This is a genomic window from Niallia sp. WK069_GA_01, assembly GCF_983173855.1.
Genome location: NZ_OZ470138.1, coordinates 1,652,775 through 1,668,667 on the forward strand (window position 1 = coordinate 1,652,775; position 15,893 = coordinate 1,668,667).

The window sequence follows — 15,893 nt, forward strand, 5'->3', positions numbered from 1 at the left end:
AGACAATAGTAAAGAAAGGGTGTGACCTCAATTTTTTAAAAAAATCACAACCTTAATAGAGTATTGTAATGGAAGGTCGTCTAACCAGCTAGACGTGGTTCAGAGAAGTGTTGCTTATTAATAAATAGGGTATATATAATTCTTAAAACTTTATGTGCAATAGCCTGTAAAGCTTTTTTCTTTCCTCTTCTTGCAGATAGAGACCAAAAAACATTTGACATTGAGGTATTTTTCGACCTTGATATAGCCCAAGCAACCTCACAAAGAGCAGCTTTTATATGTGGGTTTCCTTGAACGCTTTTGGAACTTTTCTTTTTACCAGCACTTTCATTATTGCCAGGTGATACACCAGCCCAAGAAGCTAAATGTCTTGATGAAGGGAATTGGCTCATATCTGTTCCGATTTCCGCAATAATAACAGCAGCTGTGTGTTCCTTTATACCTGGGATAGATAAAAGTATTTCTTTTTCTTCTTGATAGGAATGAAGCAGGGTATCTATCCTATTTTCAAGTTCTTGAATGGAAGTTTCCAAATACATGATATGATTCCAAGAGCTTTTAATCATAAACATTTGATGTTCATTTAATGTTCCGAAAAGAGAATCGGAAATGGTATCAGCCTTCTTGCGGAGAGAATGATGGATATTGGCATCAACATCAGCCTTATCAAGGTATCCATTATCGACTAACTGTTTCAAAAGTTTACGTCCAGAAACCCCAAAGATATCAGAAATAACTGAACCAAGCTTTATGTTTGAACATTCGAGGACCTTTGAAATTCTATTTTTTTCAGCTGTTAAGTTACCAACCCATTTCTTGCGTAAACGGTTCAAATCTCTTAATTCCCGAAGATCTTGGGAAGGGACAAAGCTTTTTTCAATCAATCCATGACGAAGAAGCTTGGCAATCCATTCTGCATCTGAAACATCGGTCTTACGACCAGGAACGTTTTTAATACGTTGGGCATTGGCCACAGTAATATCGAAATATCCTTCAAGGATGTTGTATACCGGCTTCCAATAGATTCCGGTACTTTCCAGAGCAATGTGTGTAATTTGTTTTTCTTCTAACCACTTTAATAAATCAAATAAACTTTTGGTTAAAGTGGAAAAAGTCTTGGTTTCTTTTTGAATGGATTCATTATTAGTGCCAGTTAGGGCACAAACTACAATCTCTTTTTGATGAACATCCATTCCGGCACAATGGGTTAATAAAATGTCCAAATAAAACAACCTCCAAAGTAGTGTCTATGGAAAGTGGAATAAGCTTGGTCAAACAGCATTTTTCTGTACGTGATCATCCTCAAAAATTGAAGAGTCAACAAAGGGGTGTACACAAGGCAAATTCCAAACAGTTTCTTATACAGGGTCGAACCACCACAAAAGCGCACGTAAAGATTACTTCCCATAGCATTAATCAGTATGGAAAAATGGACAAAAAAGTAAAACCCCGGCTTAGAAAAAATTTTCATGCCGGGGTGTGAGTGTGAAATCATGTGTGTTTCTTATTTAAACACCTTTTCAACATGTGAACGAAAAAGGAGGAAATATTATGTCAGAATTAATAAAAATATCGTTTCCAGATGGAGCTGTTAAGGAATTTCCACTTGGAACAACAACAGAAGAAATTGCTGCTTCTATAAGTCCAGGATTAAGAAAAAAAGCGATTGCTGGAAAAATTAATGGTGCTTTATATGATGTGAAAAGACCAATCAACGAAGATAGTTCTTTTGAGATTATTACTCCGGAAAGAGAAGAAGCACTGGAGATTTTAAGACATAGTACAGCGCATTTAATGGCTCAAGCGATTAAACGATTATATAAAAATGTAAAACTTGGTGTCGGTCCAGTTATAGAAGGTGGATTTTATTATGATATCGATATCGAAGAATCACTAACGCCGGAAGATCTTCCATTAATTGAAAAAGAAATGACAAAAATCATTAATGAAAACATAGAAATTGTCCGTAAAGAAGTAAGCCGAGAAGAAGCAATTCAATTGTTTAAGGAAATGGACGATGAATATAAATTAGAGCTAATCGATGCAATACCTGCAGATGAAGCAGTTACATTATACGAACAAGGCGATTTTATTGACCTATGCAGAGGCGTTCATATGCCTTCTACTGGCAAATTAAAAGAGTTTAAATTATTAAGCATTGCTGGAGCGTATTGGCGCGGAAATAGTGATAATAAAATGCTGCAGCGTATATATGGTACTGCTTTCTTTAAAAAAGCAGAATTAAGTGAACATCTTCGTTTATTAGAAGAAGCAAAAGAAAGAGACCACCGTAAAATCGGAAAAGAATTAGACCTGTTTATGACATCGCAAAAAGTTGGACAAGGTCTCCCTTTATGGCTGCCAAAGGGTGCAACAGTTCGCCGTATTGTAGAACGCTATATTGTAGATAAAGAAGAGAAATTAGGATATGACCATGTTTATACTCCTATTATGGGAAGTGTCGATTTATATAAAACATCTGGTCACTGGGATCATTATCAAGAGGATATGTTTCCGCCTATGGAAATGGATAATGAACAATTGGTCCTTCGTCCAATGAATTGTCCTCACCATATGGTTGTATACAAAAATGCTATCCATAGCTACAGAGAGCTTCCAATCCGTATTGCAGAGCTAGGAATGATGCATCGTTATGAAATGTCAGGCGCTTTATCAGGACTTCAGCGCGTGCGTGGAATGACATTAAATGATGCGCATATCTTTGTTCGTCCAGATCAAATCAAGGATGAATTTAAACGTGTAGTAAATCTTGTTTTAGATGTATATAAAGATTTTGATATTACCGATTATTCTTTCCGCTTATCTTATCGTGATCCAGCAGATACAGAAAAGTATTTTGATGATGATGAAATGTGGAATAAAGCGCAAAGTATGTTAAAAGCTGCGATGGATGATCTTGGATTAGACTACTTTGAAGCAGAAGGAGAAGCTGCTTTCTATGGTCCTAAGCTGGACGTTCAAGTGAAAACAGCATTAGGCAAGGAAGAGACTCTTTCTACTGTGCAATTAGACTTTTTACTTCCTGAACGTTTTGATTTAACGTATGTTGGAGAAGATGGAAAACCACATCGTCCCGTTGTTATTCATCGCGGGGTAGTATCGACAATGGAAAGATTTATTGCCTTTCTTATTGAAGAGTACAAAGGTGCATTCCCTACATGGCTAGCACCAGTTCAAGTTCAAGTTATTCCTGTTTCGCCGTCTGTTCATTTTGACTACGCAAAACAAGTGCAAGAAGAACTGCAAATGCAGGGATTCCGTGTGGACATAGATGAACGTGAGGAGAAAATCGGCTATAAAATTCGCGAAGCACAAATGCAGAAAACTCCGTACATGTTAGTTGTTGGAGATAAAGAAGTGGAAGAGAACGCCGTTAATGTTCGTAAATATGGAGAGCAAAAATCAGAAACTATCGCTTTTGATGCTTTTCTAAGCGATTTAAAAGCAGAAGTAAGCCATTAATTAATTCTTATAGTGTTTTTACTGGACTTCTTTTCAAGAAGAAAAATGCACATGTATAAAGGCAAGAATATTAGGAGAAAATAAACGCTTGTTTGAAAAAAATGATGAAAAGTATTGCATTGTATAAATAATTTTGATAAAATTTTTCTCGTTGTGATATTTCTTTCGTTGACTTTTGTATATCTACTGTGATATAGTTACTAAGGTAAATTGAATACGAGTTTGAGGAAAAGAAGGAGCACCCGCTTCTCACCTGATTGACACAAGATTCCAACAAGTAGTTAACAGGTATTACGTGAACATTTTTGAGTCTTATTATGTTTGTTATCGTAAGTGTGGGTGGTTTTCCATCCACACTTTTTTATTGTTTAGCACCATTCAAAGGATGCTGCCCTTTGGTGCATATACATTGGATGGATGCCTATAAATAGAAACTGTGTACTATTTTTTCGAACGATTCAACTTGGAGGTCAAGTGTCAATTAGTGTATGAACGTGAGATAGAGACTTGAAAAATTTCTCGTTGTTAAGGATAGAAATTCTTGACCCGAACGTTGTATTCGTTAATTAACCTTGGAGGTGTATTAACTATTAGCAAAGATATGATTTTAAATGAAGGTATTCGTGCTAGAGAACTTCGACTAATTGACCAAAATGGAGAACAGCTTGGTATCAAAACAAAATTCGAAGCTCTTGAAATCGCAACACGCGTAAATCTGGATGTTGTTCTTGTTGCACCAAATGCAAAACCACCTGTAGCTCGTATTATGGACTATGGTAAGTATAAGTTTGAGCAACAGAAAAAGGAAAAAGAAGCACGAAAAAATCAAAAAATTATTAATATTAAAGAGGTTCGCCTAAGTCCGACTATAGATGAGCATGACTTTAATACAAAGCTTCGTAATGCGATTAAGTTCTTAGAAAAAGGCGATAAAGTAAAAGCATCCATCCGTTTTAAAGGACGTGCTATTACACATAAAGAAATTGGTCAACGTGTACTTGTTCGATTTGCACAATCTTGCACAGAAGTTGCCACAGTGGAATCTCATCCAAAAATGGACGGCCGAAGCATGTTCATGACTTTAGCGCCTAAAAACGACAAGTAAAGAGGAGGAATTCGAAATGCCAAAAATGAAAACTCACCGCGGAGCTGCTAAGCGTTTCAAGAAAACTGGCTCTGGTAAACTAAAACGTTCACATGCTTATACAAGCCATTTATTCGCTAACAAATCTACAAAACAAAAACGTAAACTTCGCAAAGCTGGTCTAGTATCTTCTGGAGATTACAAACGCATTCGTCATTTATTAGATAACATTAAGTAATACTTAGGGAAAATAGGAGGGAAACAATATGCCACGTGTTAAAGGCGGTACAGTTACACGCAAACGTCGTAAAAAAGTTCTTAAATTAGCTAAAGGTTATTACGGTTCCAAACATACATTATACAAAGTTGCCAACCAACAAGTAATGAAATCATTAATGTATGCATACCGCGATCGTCGTCAGAAAAAACGCGACTTCCGCAAATTATGGATTACTCGCATCAATGCAGCTGCACGTATTAACGGTTTATCTTATAGCCGTTTAATGCACGGATTAAAAGTTGCTGGTATCGAAGTAAACCGCAAAATGCTTGCTGAACTTGCTGTAAGTGATGAAAAAGCATTTGCTGAATTAGCTTCTGTTGCAAAACAAAACTTAAAATAATTCACTTAATGAGAAAGAAGGTAGTTACTGCCTTCTTTTTTTTGTGCATTTTTTTGGCTATCAAATATAATTAAAGAGATGGGAAATTACCAGACAGGGAAGCAGAGAAATGAAGATTAGTGCCGCTAACAATGTAGATAAATCAGTAAGAAAAACCAAGGGAACTCACCATAGAGAACAGTATTTCCAAACTGTTCTCAAATCTATATGGCTTTTTAGTAAAAATCTTAAGTGAAATAAAATTTTTTAGTCAATACATTCGTTTAATAAATAATAAAGTTGTTTAAAAATATCAGTCTTGTTATTCCGTTGCGAAGGATTATACTTAAACTAATGAAGCAGCTTAGTTAAAGAAGGAATCTACTAATAAAAAACAGATAGGAGCTAGATGAGATGATAAAAGGTTTTGGAGGAATATTTTGGAGAACTAAGAATCTTGATGTTATAAAAAAATGGTACAGTGAAGTGTTGAAGATGGAGATAGAAAATTGGAATGGGACTGTGATTAAACCACAGTTAGGAAATGAGACGGTTTTTTCTTTCTTCACCGAAGATGATAGTTATTTTCCAACAGAACAGCAAGTGATGTTAAATTTCCAAGTAGATAATTTAAACGAGACTATTATGCATCTTGAACATATTGGTGTACCTCTTGCAAAGAAAAAAGAGGTTAGTGAATTTGGAAAGTTTATTTGGATTAAAGATCCTGAAGGTCGACTAATCGAGCTTTGGGAGAAATAACAAGTTATAATGATTTTCCATTAAGGATTAGTTCCACACGGAATTAAATCAATTATATTATCCGTTTTAGTTTTAGAGGAAAAGCGGAACATAATTCTTTTGAAGGAGATATTGCCATTTAAGTAATGTCTCCTTTTAGAAGTGATTTTATTGCTATTCAAAAAATGATCATTGATGATAAACAATCTTAATAAGCTTAAAAAGGAGAAAAAATGAATTACATAGCAGCAATTTTAATCTATCTAATCTGTATAAATAGTATTGGGTATTTTATTATGAAAGTAGATAAAAACCGTGCCAGAAAACATCAATATCGAATAAGCGAAAAAACCTTATGGAATATCGCTTTTCTTTTAGGTGCAGTTGGCTTAACAGTGGGAATGAATACTTTTCGACATAAAACAAAGCATAATAGCTTTAAAATAGGGTTGCCTCTCCTATCCGTGATTGAATTAGGGATAATCGCTTATATTCTATTTACATTGGCATAAAAAACAACTAATCACTATACAATGAAGTAACAGCTAGATTTTACAGAACTGAAGGTGATTATAGTGAATGAGCAATTATCGATATTATTTGTGATGATTGAATTAGGAGGAATCTTTGCGCCAATCGCATTTATTTTTTTTCATACATTAAGGCAAGTACTGTTTATTCCTCCTATGATTGTATGTATTGCAGGAGGCATCTTGTTTGGCGTTACATTGGGAACCATTTACTCTATCATTGGCTTAACTCTAAATTGTGTGTTTTTTTATCTTATTATTAAAAAAATGCCTAAAATGCATCATAGACTTTCTTTATTAAAAAAACGCTGGTTTGGTGAATACCGAAATTTAACAGTCGGCCAAATTTCGGTGCTGCGGCTTATTCCATTTGTTCATTATCATTTATTGAATTTTTGTTTGCTGGAAAGAAGACGGAGTTTAAAAGAATATATAAAATATGCTTGTATAACTAATATTCCATTAGCTTTTTTTTATACAATTTTTGGGCAGTTTATAAAACAGTTTTCACCGACAATGATGCTGATTATATTATTCTCACTAGGTATTTTAGTGTATGTATTAAGAGAAAAAATGACAATCATAAAGTGGAAAGAATTTTTTAAAGGAGAGCATAAAATGCAAAAAAGCTAAAACAAAATTGTTTTAGCTTTAGCTCGTTGATAAAAATTCTCTCCTGTTTACTTATTAACTCAAACTTCGCACCATCAAATTCGTTTGCAAGTCCTTGATATTACTCAGTTTAGAACAATAAAATGTGAGGCTTGTTTTTTAAAAGGTGAGAAAGTATATATTTTTTGAAATGTGAAGGCTGTCTAGCTCCAGCGCCTATCCCCAGTGAGTATTGCCTCCAGCCTCTAAAAGTAAAAAACACTTTTTGAGTCTGGAGAACATTTTTCTTCGGGGCTAAACAAGGCGATTGCGCTTTTTCTGTGAAAATAAAACGGGCGAGTGGCTATTCTGGGTATCTGTATAATACAGTAACGTGTTCTATTTGATAGGGCGGGTACAGGATTTTGGTGTAAAGAAAATCTTGAAGCGTGGACTTCTAGAAAAAAGACAATAGTAAAGAAAGGGTGTGACCTCAATTTTTTAAAAAAATCACAACCTTAATAGAGTATTGTAATGGAAGGTCGTCTAACCAGCTAGACGTGGTTCAGAGAAGTGTTGCTTATTAATAAATAGGGTATATATAATTCTTAAAACTTTATGTGCAATAGCCTGTAAAGCTTTTTTCTTTCCTCTTCTTGCAGATAGAGACCAAAAAACATTTGACATTGAGGTATTTTTCGACCTTGATATAGCCCAAGCAACCTCACAAAGAGCAGCTTTTATATGTGGGTTTCCTTGAACGCTTTTGGAACTTTTCTTTTTACCAGCACTTTCATTATTGCCAGGTGATACACCAGCCCAAGAAGCTAAATGTCTTGATGAAGGGAATTGGCTCATATCTGTTCCGATTTCCGCAATAATAACAGCAGCTGTGTGTTCCTTTATACCTGGGATAGATAAAAGTATTTCTTTTTCTTCTTGATAGGAATGAAGCAGGGTATCTATCCTATTTTCAAGTTCTTGAATGGAAGTTTCCAAATACATGATATGATTCCAAGAGCTTTTAATCATAAACATTTGATGTTCATTTAATGTTCCGAAAAGAGAATCGGAAATGGTATCAGCCTTCTTGCGGAGAGAATGATGGATATTGGCATCAACATCAGCCTTATCAAGGTATCCATTATCGACTAACTGTTTCAAAAGTTTACGTCCAGAAACCCCAAAGATATCAGAAATAACTGAACCAAGCTTTATGTTTGAACATTCGAGGACCTTTGAAATTCTATTTTTTTCAGCTGTTAAGTTACCAACCCATTTCTTGCGTAAACGGTTCAAATCTCTTAATTCCCGAAGATCTTGGGAAGGGACAAAGCTTTTTTCAATCAATCCATGACGAAGAAGCTTGGCAATCCATTCTGCATCTGAAACATCGGTCTTACGACCAGGAACGTTTTTAATACGTTGGGCATTGGCCACAGTAATATCGAAATATCCTTCAAGGATGTTGTATACCGGCTTCCAATAGATTCCGGTACTTTCCAGAGCAATGTGTGTAATTTGTTTTTCTTCTAACCACTTTAATAAATCAAATAAACTTTTGGTTAAAGTGGAAAAAGTCTTGGTTTCTTTTTGAATGGATTCATTATTAGTGCCAGTTAGGGCACAAACTACAATCTCTTTTTGATGAACATCCATTCCGGCACAATGGGTTAATAAAATGTCCAAATAAAACAACCTCCAAAGTAGTGTCTATGGAAAGTGGAATAAGCTTGGTCAAACAGCATTTTTCTGTACGTGATCATCCTCAAAAATTGAAGAGTCAACAAAGGGGTGTACACAAGGCAAATTCCAAACAGTTTCTTATACAGGGTCGAACCACCACAAAAGCGCACGTAAAGATTACTTCCCATAGCATTAATCAGTATGGAAAAATGGACAAAAAAGTAAAACCCCGGCTTAGAAAAAATTTTCATGCCGGGGTGTGAGTGTGAAATCATGTGTGTTTCTTATGGGGTTGCTTTCCACTACGGGTTGTTTCGCTTTCCGCGGGGTGGGATCTGAGCCTCCTCGGCGTTGCCTTGCGGGGTCTTTAGCCTTCCCACCCTCCGTTACAAGCAACCTGATTTAGAATAAGTTCTTGTCTTCGAATTCATGACAAGGTAGTATTCCTAAACCATAGTATCGTTGTTTTTTGTGTTATTATTCAACGTTGTTTTACAAAAATGTGCCGCTTTTAGTCTATTCTATAAGGTGGGGGTTTTTCCAGTTCAAAGACAGCAACTAATGGATCAAAACGGCTTGATTGGAGTGAAAGGTGCGAGACTCCTGTGGGATTAGCGGGTTAGATGAGACCTAAGCAGGCGCTTGCGCCGAGGAGGCTCATCGCACGCCCCACGGAAAGCGAGCATCCTGAAACGAGAATCTTGCCCCTATTTATAAGAATAATGTTTGCAAAAAAACATCCAAAAAGACGAATCAATCATCCTTTTCTAATTGCTCTAAACCAAGTTATGCTAATACATGAAGAAGAATTTATAACTGCGAAGTTTGAGTTATTAATTTCTCGCTAATTTCCACACTATTTTTGCATGCGGATAAGCCGTCTGAATAGAATTTACTATAAATTGTGTTTCTTTTTCAGAAATTTTTGTATCATAGGGTTCTGTTGGCCAGATTAATATGCTAACGACTTTGCTGGACGCAGGATTATCAACATACTTTTCGCCCTCAAATAAAAATCCTTTATAGGTTAAAAGAAAATTCATTCGCGCATTTTTAGAATCGTCCAATAAATAAAATTTGTTTCGCATACGGAAAAAAGCCAGTTTTCTCTTTGGATTAAGGAAAAAAGTACAAATACGATATAGGATAAAAAGGATAAGTACAAGCAATAATAAACGCAATATCCACATCATGAAAAAGCCTCCAATGTAGTTAATGGTAATAAAAATTAGATTTAGCTAATTGTATACGTTCCATAAACAAAAAGGTTTCATTTTTTTAAAAATTTATTTTTAAAAAAATTTTTTGGAAGAGGAGAAGGGAAAATTTAATAAAGAATGAAGGATATACTAGGAACATAATTAATTTCCTAGTATAATAGTATTTATTTGAATAACTAATATTGAGGGAGTCGAAATAATGAAAAAAATGGATGAAACATTGTTTATGTTAAAAGAGCTAACAGATGCTAAAGGTATTGCTGGAAATGAACAGGAACCGAGAGACGTAATGAAAAAATACATAACCCCTTTTGCAGATGAAATTACTACAGATAATTTAGGCAGTTTAATTGCCAAAAAAGTCGGTAATGAGAAAGGTCCGAAAATTATGGTAGCCGGACATTTAGACGAAGTAGGCTTTATGATTACCCGTATTGATGAGAAGGGCTTTCTTTCCTTTCAAACGGTAGGAGGCTGGTGGTCACAAGTCATGCTGGCACAGCGTGTTACTATTGTGACAAAAAGCGGAGAGTTGACTGGTGTGATTGGCTCAAAGCCGCCTCATATTCTGCCGCCTGAAGCACGTAAAAAACCAGTTGAAATAAAAGATATGTTTATTGATATTGGTGCATCATCAAAAGAAGAAGCCAAGGAATGGGGAGTAAGACCAGGTGATATGGTTGTCCCATATTTTGAATTCACTGTGATGAATAATGAAAAAATGCTGCTTGCAAAAGCATGGGATAATCGTATTGGCTGTGCGATTGCTATTGATGTATTAAAAGGGTTAAAGAATGAAACGCATGATAATATTGTTTACGGTGTTGGAACCGTTCAGGAAGAAGTAGGATTGCGTGGCGCTAAAACAGCCGCTCAAAAAATTAATCCGGACATTGCGTTTGGAGTGGATGTCGGCATTGCAGGCGATACGCCGGGTATAACAGAAAAAGAGGCATTAAGCAAAATGGGGAAAGGTCCGCAAATTATTCTTTATGATGCTTCAATGGTTTCCCATAAAGGATTAAGGGATTTAGTAACAGATACTGCAGATGCCTTTGAAATTCCTTATCAATTCGACAGTGTACCTGGAGGAGGAACAGATTCTGGTGCCATTCATTTAACACATGATGGAGTTCCAGCCCTTTCCATTACGATTGCAACACGTTATATTCATTCACATGCAGCGATGCTTCATCGTGATGATTATGAGAATGCGGTTAAATTAATTATCGAAGTGATTAAAAAGTTAGATCGTGAAACAGTTGAGAAGCTGACTTTCTCCTAAAAATCAGACAATGTGATCATTTTAGAAAAGAAGAGAGAATCGCTGATATTTCGCGAAAAGCGTAACTCCTCACTCTATTTTTTACCAAATCTAATAATAAAAATGAGCAGAACCATAAAAGATTCCTGCTCATTTTTTTATTAGAGTAAATTCGTATCCCTCGGTTCTTCCCCAACAGATATGGCTGCTTTTCTTGCCCGCAGCAAACGCACAATATTAGAAAAAATCGTTTTAGCAACAGCGTAAGTTGGAATAGCTAAAATCATGCCAAGCACGCCAGCTAAATTTCCAGCCACTAATAATAAAATAATAATTGTTGCTGGGTGTGTGTCCAATCTTTTTCCTAAAATAAGGGGCGATAATACATTTCCTTCAATCTGCTGAGCAATGGTAATAACTACAATAACAAGCAGAGCCTGTGTTGGCGATGTAAATAATGCAATAATAACGGCAGGTGCACCGCCAATTAAAGGACCAACATAAGGAATAATATTAGTAACAGCTACAATAATAGCCATGACAAGCGCATAATCCAAGTCGATAATCCAATAACCGATAAATGCCAATGTACCAACAAATGATGCAACCATTACTTGTCCCTGAATATAGGCAGCCAGTGTTTCGCTTGTTTCTTTAAGAATCTTTACACCTTCATTACGATAGGACGAAGGGAAAAATTTAGATAGGGCAGAAGGGAATTTACTCCCATCCTTGAAAAAATAAAACAATAAAAACGGAACGGTTACAATCGTTACGGTTATATTTGTCATCGTGCTGATAATAACGGAAAGGCTGTTTGTTAGATTGCTAGGAATGGTCTGAGCAAAATCATTTAGTTTATCTCCAATGTCCTCTAATGTAACGTAGTTTTGATTCAACATCCATTGATACTGCTTTGTATCGTTTAAATAATGGAAGTATTTAATCGTTTGATCTGCATAAATAGGAATATTATTGAACAACTCGGATATCTGTTTTGAAATTAATGGGAAAATACTTCCAATAGCCAAAATCACTAATCCAATTATGACAGCGTAAATAATGAGAATCGCCAATGTTTTAGGGATTTTATATTTTTGTAAAAAAGTAACAATCGGATTAAGTAGAAAATATAAAAATCCGGTGATAATGATAGGAGCAAACAGTGTAGAGAAAAGCACTCCTACTGGTTGAAATAAAAACGAGATTTTTGTACAAATATAAATGATGGCAACAATTAATAGAATCTGCAGTAGCCAATAATGAAACTTCTTTTTCGTCAACATCTTCACCTTTTCTAATTATGTCTTGTATAGTAAACGTAGTATAGCATAGAAAACGATTCCTTTTATACCCATAAGGTAAAAGGAATACAAATGCCCGGATAAGAAAAGATACGAAAAGGTAGGAAAGATAGTTTCAAAAAAAGCAAAAATTTATTAAGAATATGAAAAAAATAGGAGTAAATAAAGGAATGGCAATAATATTAAGGGGCCTTGAGAGGTTGGAAAATAAATGTGCAAGTGAAGAGAATAATTCTTCACTTGCACTCATAATGCTTATTTTAATCCAGATTCTAGTGTTTGCAGCATGTCTACTTTTTCTGTTTCAGAGGAATTTTGCCAAATGATTTCAAACAGAACACCTAGACCAGGAAGCATTTTTTCTTCCCCGTTTTGTATTGCATCAACAATGGTATTCTTTAACTCATCTTGTGAATTCCCAGAAACGTTATGAACAATTGCATTACGTAAATTTAAATTCATTGCTGCGAACTCCCTTCATTATAAAATTTTGTCATGAATGCTTAAAGAGATGAAGAGCAGAAATGATAACATGAGTAATCGACTTTTCATGCCATCATATTTAAAAGGTTTCCATGGGATTTCCCAAGCTCGACCTACGCCTCTTTTTCATTCTCTTATAAAAAACATCCTATTATAGCATTTCTCCTTTAGCATTTATTATGTATTTCGATTGAGCTATAATAAATATTAGTGTAAAAATTGTAGTAAAAGTGCATGGCAAAAGTGAGGAGAAAAAGTTGAAGCATATACATTCTGTTAAAAACCCTCAAGTAAAAGAGTGGAAAAAGTTATTAAGCAAAAAGGACAGAGATAAAACAGGAACATTTCTTGTCGAAGGATTTCATCTGGTAGAAGAGGCATTCAAAGCGGAGGCAATTCTTGATTTAATTATATCCGAAGAAGTGGATTTGCCTGGATGGGACTATGGAGATTTACCAGTCAAGATAGTAACAAAAGAAATTATGGCACAGCTGACAGAGACGGAGACACCACAAGGGATTGTGGCTGTTTGTAAACAAATGGAGGATGCATCGATTGTTTATTCAGGTAAAACATTTGTTGTATTAGACAAAGTCCAAGATCCTGGCAATCTAGGAACGATTATCCGCACAGCAGATGCTGCTGGAATAGATGCCGTGGTTATCGGCGAAGGAACTGTTGATATATATAATCCAAAAGTTGTTCGCTCCGCCCAAGGAAGTCATTTCCATTTGCCGATTATTAAACAAAAGATTCCTTCTTTTATTGATGCTTTAAAAGAAAAAAACATTCCGGTTTTTGGAACTTCCCTTGAGAATGGAAAAGATTATCGAGAGATGAAACGTGAGCAGGAAGGTTTTTGTTTAATTGTTGGAAATGAAGGCAGTGGCGTTAGCAAGGAAGTACTTGTTAAAACAGATGCCAACCTGTATATACCTATATATGGGAAAAGTGAGTCGTTGAATGTAGCAGTAGCTGCTGGAATTTTGTTATATCATTTTAACTAATAGGACAAACTAGTTACTAACTCAAACTTCGCACCATCAAATTCGTTTGCAAGTCTTGATGCTACTCGTTTTAAGAACAATAAAATGGAAGGCTTGTTTTTTAAAGGTGAGAAAGTATATATTTTTTGAAATGTGAAGGCTGTCTAGCTTCGCCGTACAGGATGTACAAGTGCCGGCCAAGACATAAGGACGTGGCGTATTTAGCCGGTCAGCGCCTAGCACCAGTGAGTATTGCCTCCAGCCTCTAAAAGTAAAAAACACTTTTTGAGTCTGGAGAACATTTTTCTTCGGGGCTAAACAAGGCGCTTCCGCTTTTTCTGTGAAAATAAAACGGGCGAGTGGCTATTCTGGGTATCTGTATAATACAGTAACGTGTTCTATTTGATAGGGCGGGTACAGGATTTTGGTGTAAAGAAAATCTTGAAGCGTGGACTTCTAGAAAAAAGACAATAGTAAAGAAAGGGTGTGACCTCAATTTTTTAAAAAAATCACAACCTTAATAGAGTATTGTAATGGAAGGTCGTCTAACCAGCTAGACGTGGTTCAGAGAAGTGTTGCTTATTAATAAATAGGGTATATATAATTCTTAAAACTTTATGTGCAATAGCCTGTAAAGCTTTTTTCTTTCCTCTTCTTGCAGATAGAGACCAAAAAACATTTGACATTGAGGTATTTTTCGACCTTGATATAGCCCAAGCAACCTCACAAAGAGCAGCTTTTATATGTGGGTTTCCTTGAACGCTTTTGGAACTTTTCTTTTTACCAGCACTTTCATTATTGCCAGGTGATACACCAGCCCAAGAAGCTAAATGTCTTGATGAAGGGAATTGGCTCATATCTGTTCCGATTTCCGCAATAATAACAGCAGCTGTGTGTTCCTTTATACCTGGGATAGATAAAAGTATTTCTTTTTCTTCTTGATAGGAATGAAGCAGGGTATCTATCCTATTTTCAAGTTCTTGAATGGAAGTTTCCAAATACATGATATGATTCCAAGAGCTTTTAATCATAAACATTTGATGTTCATTTAATGTTCCGAAAAGAGAATCGGAAATGGTATCAGCCTTCTTGCGGAGAGAATGATGGATATTGGCATCAACATCAGCCTTATCAAGGTATCCATTATCGACTAACTGTTTCAAAAGTTTACGTCCAGAAACCCCAAAGATATCAGAAATAACTGAACCAAGCTTTATGTTTGAACATTCGAGGACCTTTGAAATTCTATTTTTTTCAGCTGTTAAGTTACCAACCCATTTCTTGCGTAAACGGTTCAAATCTCTTAATTCCCGAAGATCTTGGGAAGGGACAAAGCTTTTTTCAATCAATCCATGACGAAGAAGCTTGGCAATCCATTCTGCATCTGAAACATCGGTCTTACGACCAGGAACGTTTTTAATACGTTGGGCATTGGCCACAGTAATATCGAAATATCCTTCAAGGATGTTGTATACCGGCTTCCAATAGATTCCGGTACTTTCCAGAGCAATGTGTGTAATTTGTTTTTCTTCTAACCACTTTAATAAATCAAATAAACTTTTGGTTAAAGTGGAAAAAGTCTTGGTTTCTTTTTGAATGGATTCATTATTAGTGCCAGTTAGGGCACAAACTACAATCTCTTTTTGATGAACATCCATTCCGGCACAATGGGTTAATAAAATGTCCAAATAAAACAACCTCCAAAGTAGTGTCTATGGAAAGTGGAATAAGCTTGGTCAAACAGCATTTTTCTGTACGTGATCATCCTCAAAAATTGAAGAGTCAACAAAGGGGTGTACACAAGGCAAATTCCAAACAGTTTCTTATACAGGGTCGAACCACCACAAAAGCGCACGTAAAGATTACTTCCCATAGCATTAATCAGTATGGAAAAATGGACAAAAAAGTAAAACCCCGGC

15 protein-coding genes and 1 other annotated feature are annotated in these 15,893 nt (G+C 35.7%); of the genes, 9 read left to right on the plus strand and 6 right to left on the minus strand.

Translation table 11 applies throughout. The annotated features are described in order from the left end of the window. Positions 1 to 80: 80 nt before the first annotated feature. Positions 81 to 1,223: an IS110 family RNA-guided transposase gene (locus AC5LWL_RS07835; protein WP_493432573.1), complete on the minus strand. Its 1,143-nt coding sequence runs from the start codon at positions 1,221 to 1,223 to the stop codon at positions 81 to 83. A gap of 328 nt (positions 1,224 to 1,551) precedes the next feature. Here AC5LWL_RS07835 and thrS point away from each other — a divergent pair, with 328 nt between their 5' ends. The 7 genes from thrS to AC5LWL_RS07870 all read left to right on the plus strand — a co-directional run bounded on the left by thrS (position 1,552) and on the right by AC5LWL_RS07870 (position 7,073). After that, entirely contained in the window at positions 1,552 to 3,483 is a 1,932-nt protein-coding gene (thrS, locus tag AC5LWL_RS07840) for a threonine--tRNA ligase (protein ID WP_493433787.1), read from the plus strand. Between the two features lie 224 nt (positions 3,484 to 3,707). Beyond that, positions 3,708 to 3,852 (plus strand) — a sequence feature (ribosomal protein L20 leader region). Between the two features lie 232 nt (positions 3,853 to 4,084). After that, positions 4,085 to 4,588 (plus strand): translation initiation factor IF-3, encoded by a 504-nt coding sequence (infC, locus tag AC5LWL_RS07845; protein WP_493436567.1) that lies wholly within the window; start codon positions 4,085 to 4,087, stop codon positions 4,586 to 4,588. Between the two features lie 16 nt (positions 4,589 to 4,604). Continuing rightward, entirely contained in the window at positions 4,605 to 4,805 is a 201-nt protein-coding gene (rpmI, locus tag AC5LWL_RS07850) for a 50S ribosomal protein L35 (RefSeq protein ID WP_493433788.1), read from the plus strand. Between the two features lie 28 nt (positions 4,806 to 4,833). Further along, on the plus strand, positions 4,834 to 5,190 hold the full coding sequence (gene rplT, locus AC5LWL_RS07855) for a 50S ribosomal protein L20 (protein ID WP_493433789.1): 357 nt from the start codon (positions 4,834 to 4,836) through the stop codon (positions 5,188 to 5,190). Positions 5,191 to 5,583: 393 nt separating this feature from the next. Then, a complete protein-coding gene (locus AC5LWL_RS07860) occupies positions 5,584 to 5,931 on the plus strand; it encodes a VOC family protein (protein ID WP_493433790.1) in 348 nt (115 codons plus the stop codon). A 212-nt stretch (positions 5,932 to 6,143) separates the two neighbouring features. After that, positions 6,144 to 6,422 carry a DUF1294 domain-containing protein gene (locus AC5LWL_RS07865; RefSeq protein WP_493433791.1) on the plus strand — a complete coding sequence of 93 codons (279 nt, stop codon included), beginning with the start codon at positions 6,144 to 6,146 and terminating at the stop codon, positions 6,420 to 6,422. Positions 6,423 to 6,485: 63 nt separating this feature from the next. Further along, positions 6,486 to 7,073: a TVP38/TMEM64 family protein gene (locus AC5LWL_RS07870; RefSeq protein WP_493433792.1), complete on the plus strand. Its 588-nt coding sequence runs from the start codon at positions 6,486 to 6,488 to the stop codon at positions 7,071 to 7,073. Positions 7,074 to 7,577: 504 nt separating this feature from the next. Here the strand turns inward: AC5LWL_RS07870 and AC5LWL_RS07875 are convergent. Together AC5LWL_RS07875 and AC5LWL_RS07880 are read right to left on the minus strand one after the other, a co-directional pair. Continuing rightward, positions 7,578 to 8,720: an IS110 family RNA-guided transposase gene (locus AC5LWL_RS07875; RefSeq protein WP_493432573.1), complete on the minus strand. Its 1,143-nt coding sequence runs from the start codon at positions 8,718 to 8,720 to the stop codon at positions 7,578 to 7,580. 830 nt (positions 8,721 to 9,550) lie between these two features. Next, the gene (locus AC5LWL_RS07880; protein WP_493433793.1) at positions 9,551 to 9,910 is read right to left on the minus strand and encodes a sigma-w pathway protein ysdB; all 360 of its coding nucleotides are present in this window, start codon (positions 9,908 to 9,910) and stop codon (positions 9,551 to 9,553) included. A 226-nt stretch (positions 9,911 to 10,136) separates the two neighbouring features. On the opposite strand from AC5LWL_RS07880, the gene AC5LWL_RS07885 reads away from it, so the two are divergent. Continuing rightward, complete coding sequence (locus AC5LWL_RS07885; protein ID WP_493433794.1) at positions 10,137 to 11,222, plus strand: M42 family metallopeptidase; 1,086 nt, start codon at positions 10,137 to 10,139, stop codon at positions 11,220 to 11,222. A gap of 140 nt (positions 11,223 to 11,362) precedes the next feature. On the opposite strand, the gene AC5LWL_RS07890 is transcribed toward AC5LWL_RS07885, so the two are convergent. Both AC5LWL_RS07890 and sspI read right to left on the minus strand, forming a co-directional pair. After that, positions 11,363 to 12,484: an AI-2E family transporter gene (locus AC5LWL_RS07890; RefSeq protein WP_493433795.1), complete on the minus strand. Its 1,122-nt coding sequence runs from the start codon at positions 12,482 to 12,484 to the stop codon at positions 11,363 to 11,365. Positions 12,485 to 12,760: 276 nt separating this feature from the next. Further along, complete coding sequence (gene sspI / locus AC5LWL_RS07895) at positions 12,761 to 12,967, minus strand: small acid-soluble spore protein SspI (RefSeq protein WP_493433796.1); 207 nt, start codon at positions 12,965 to 12,967, stop codon at positions 12,761 to 12,763. 278 nt (positions 12,968 to 13,245) lie between these two features. On the opposite strand from sspI, the gene AC5LWL_RS07900 reads away from it, so the two are divergent. Then, on the plus strand, positions 13,246 to 13,995 hold the full coding sequence (locus AC5LWL_RS07900) for a TrmH family RNA methyltransferase (protein WP_493433797.1): 750 nt from the start codon (positions 13,246 to 13,248) through the stop codon (positions 13,993 to 13,995). A 524-nt stretch (positions 13,996 to 14,519) separates the two neighbouring features. Here the strand turns inward: AC5LWL_RS07900 and AC5LWL_RS07905 are convergent. Further along, positions 14,520 to 15,662: an IS110 family RNA-guided transposase gene (locus tag AC5LWL_RS07905; protein WP_493432573.1), complete on the minus strand. Its 1,143-nt coding sequence runs from the start codon at positions 15,660 to 15,662 to the stop codon at positions 14,520 to 14,522. Positions 15,663 to 15,893: the final 231 nt, after the last annotated feature.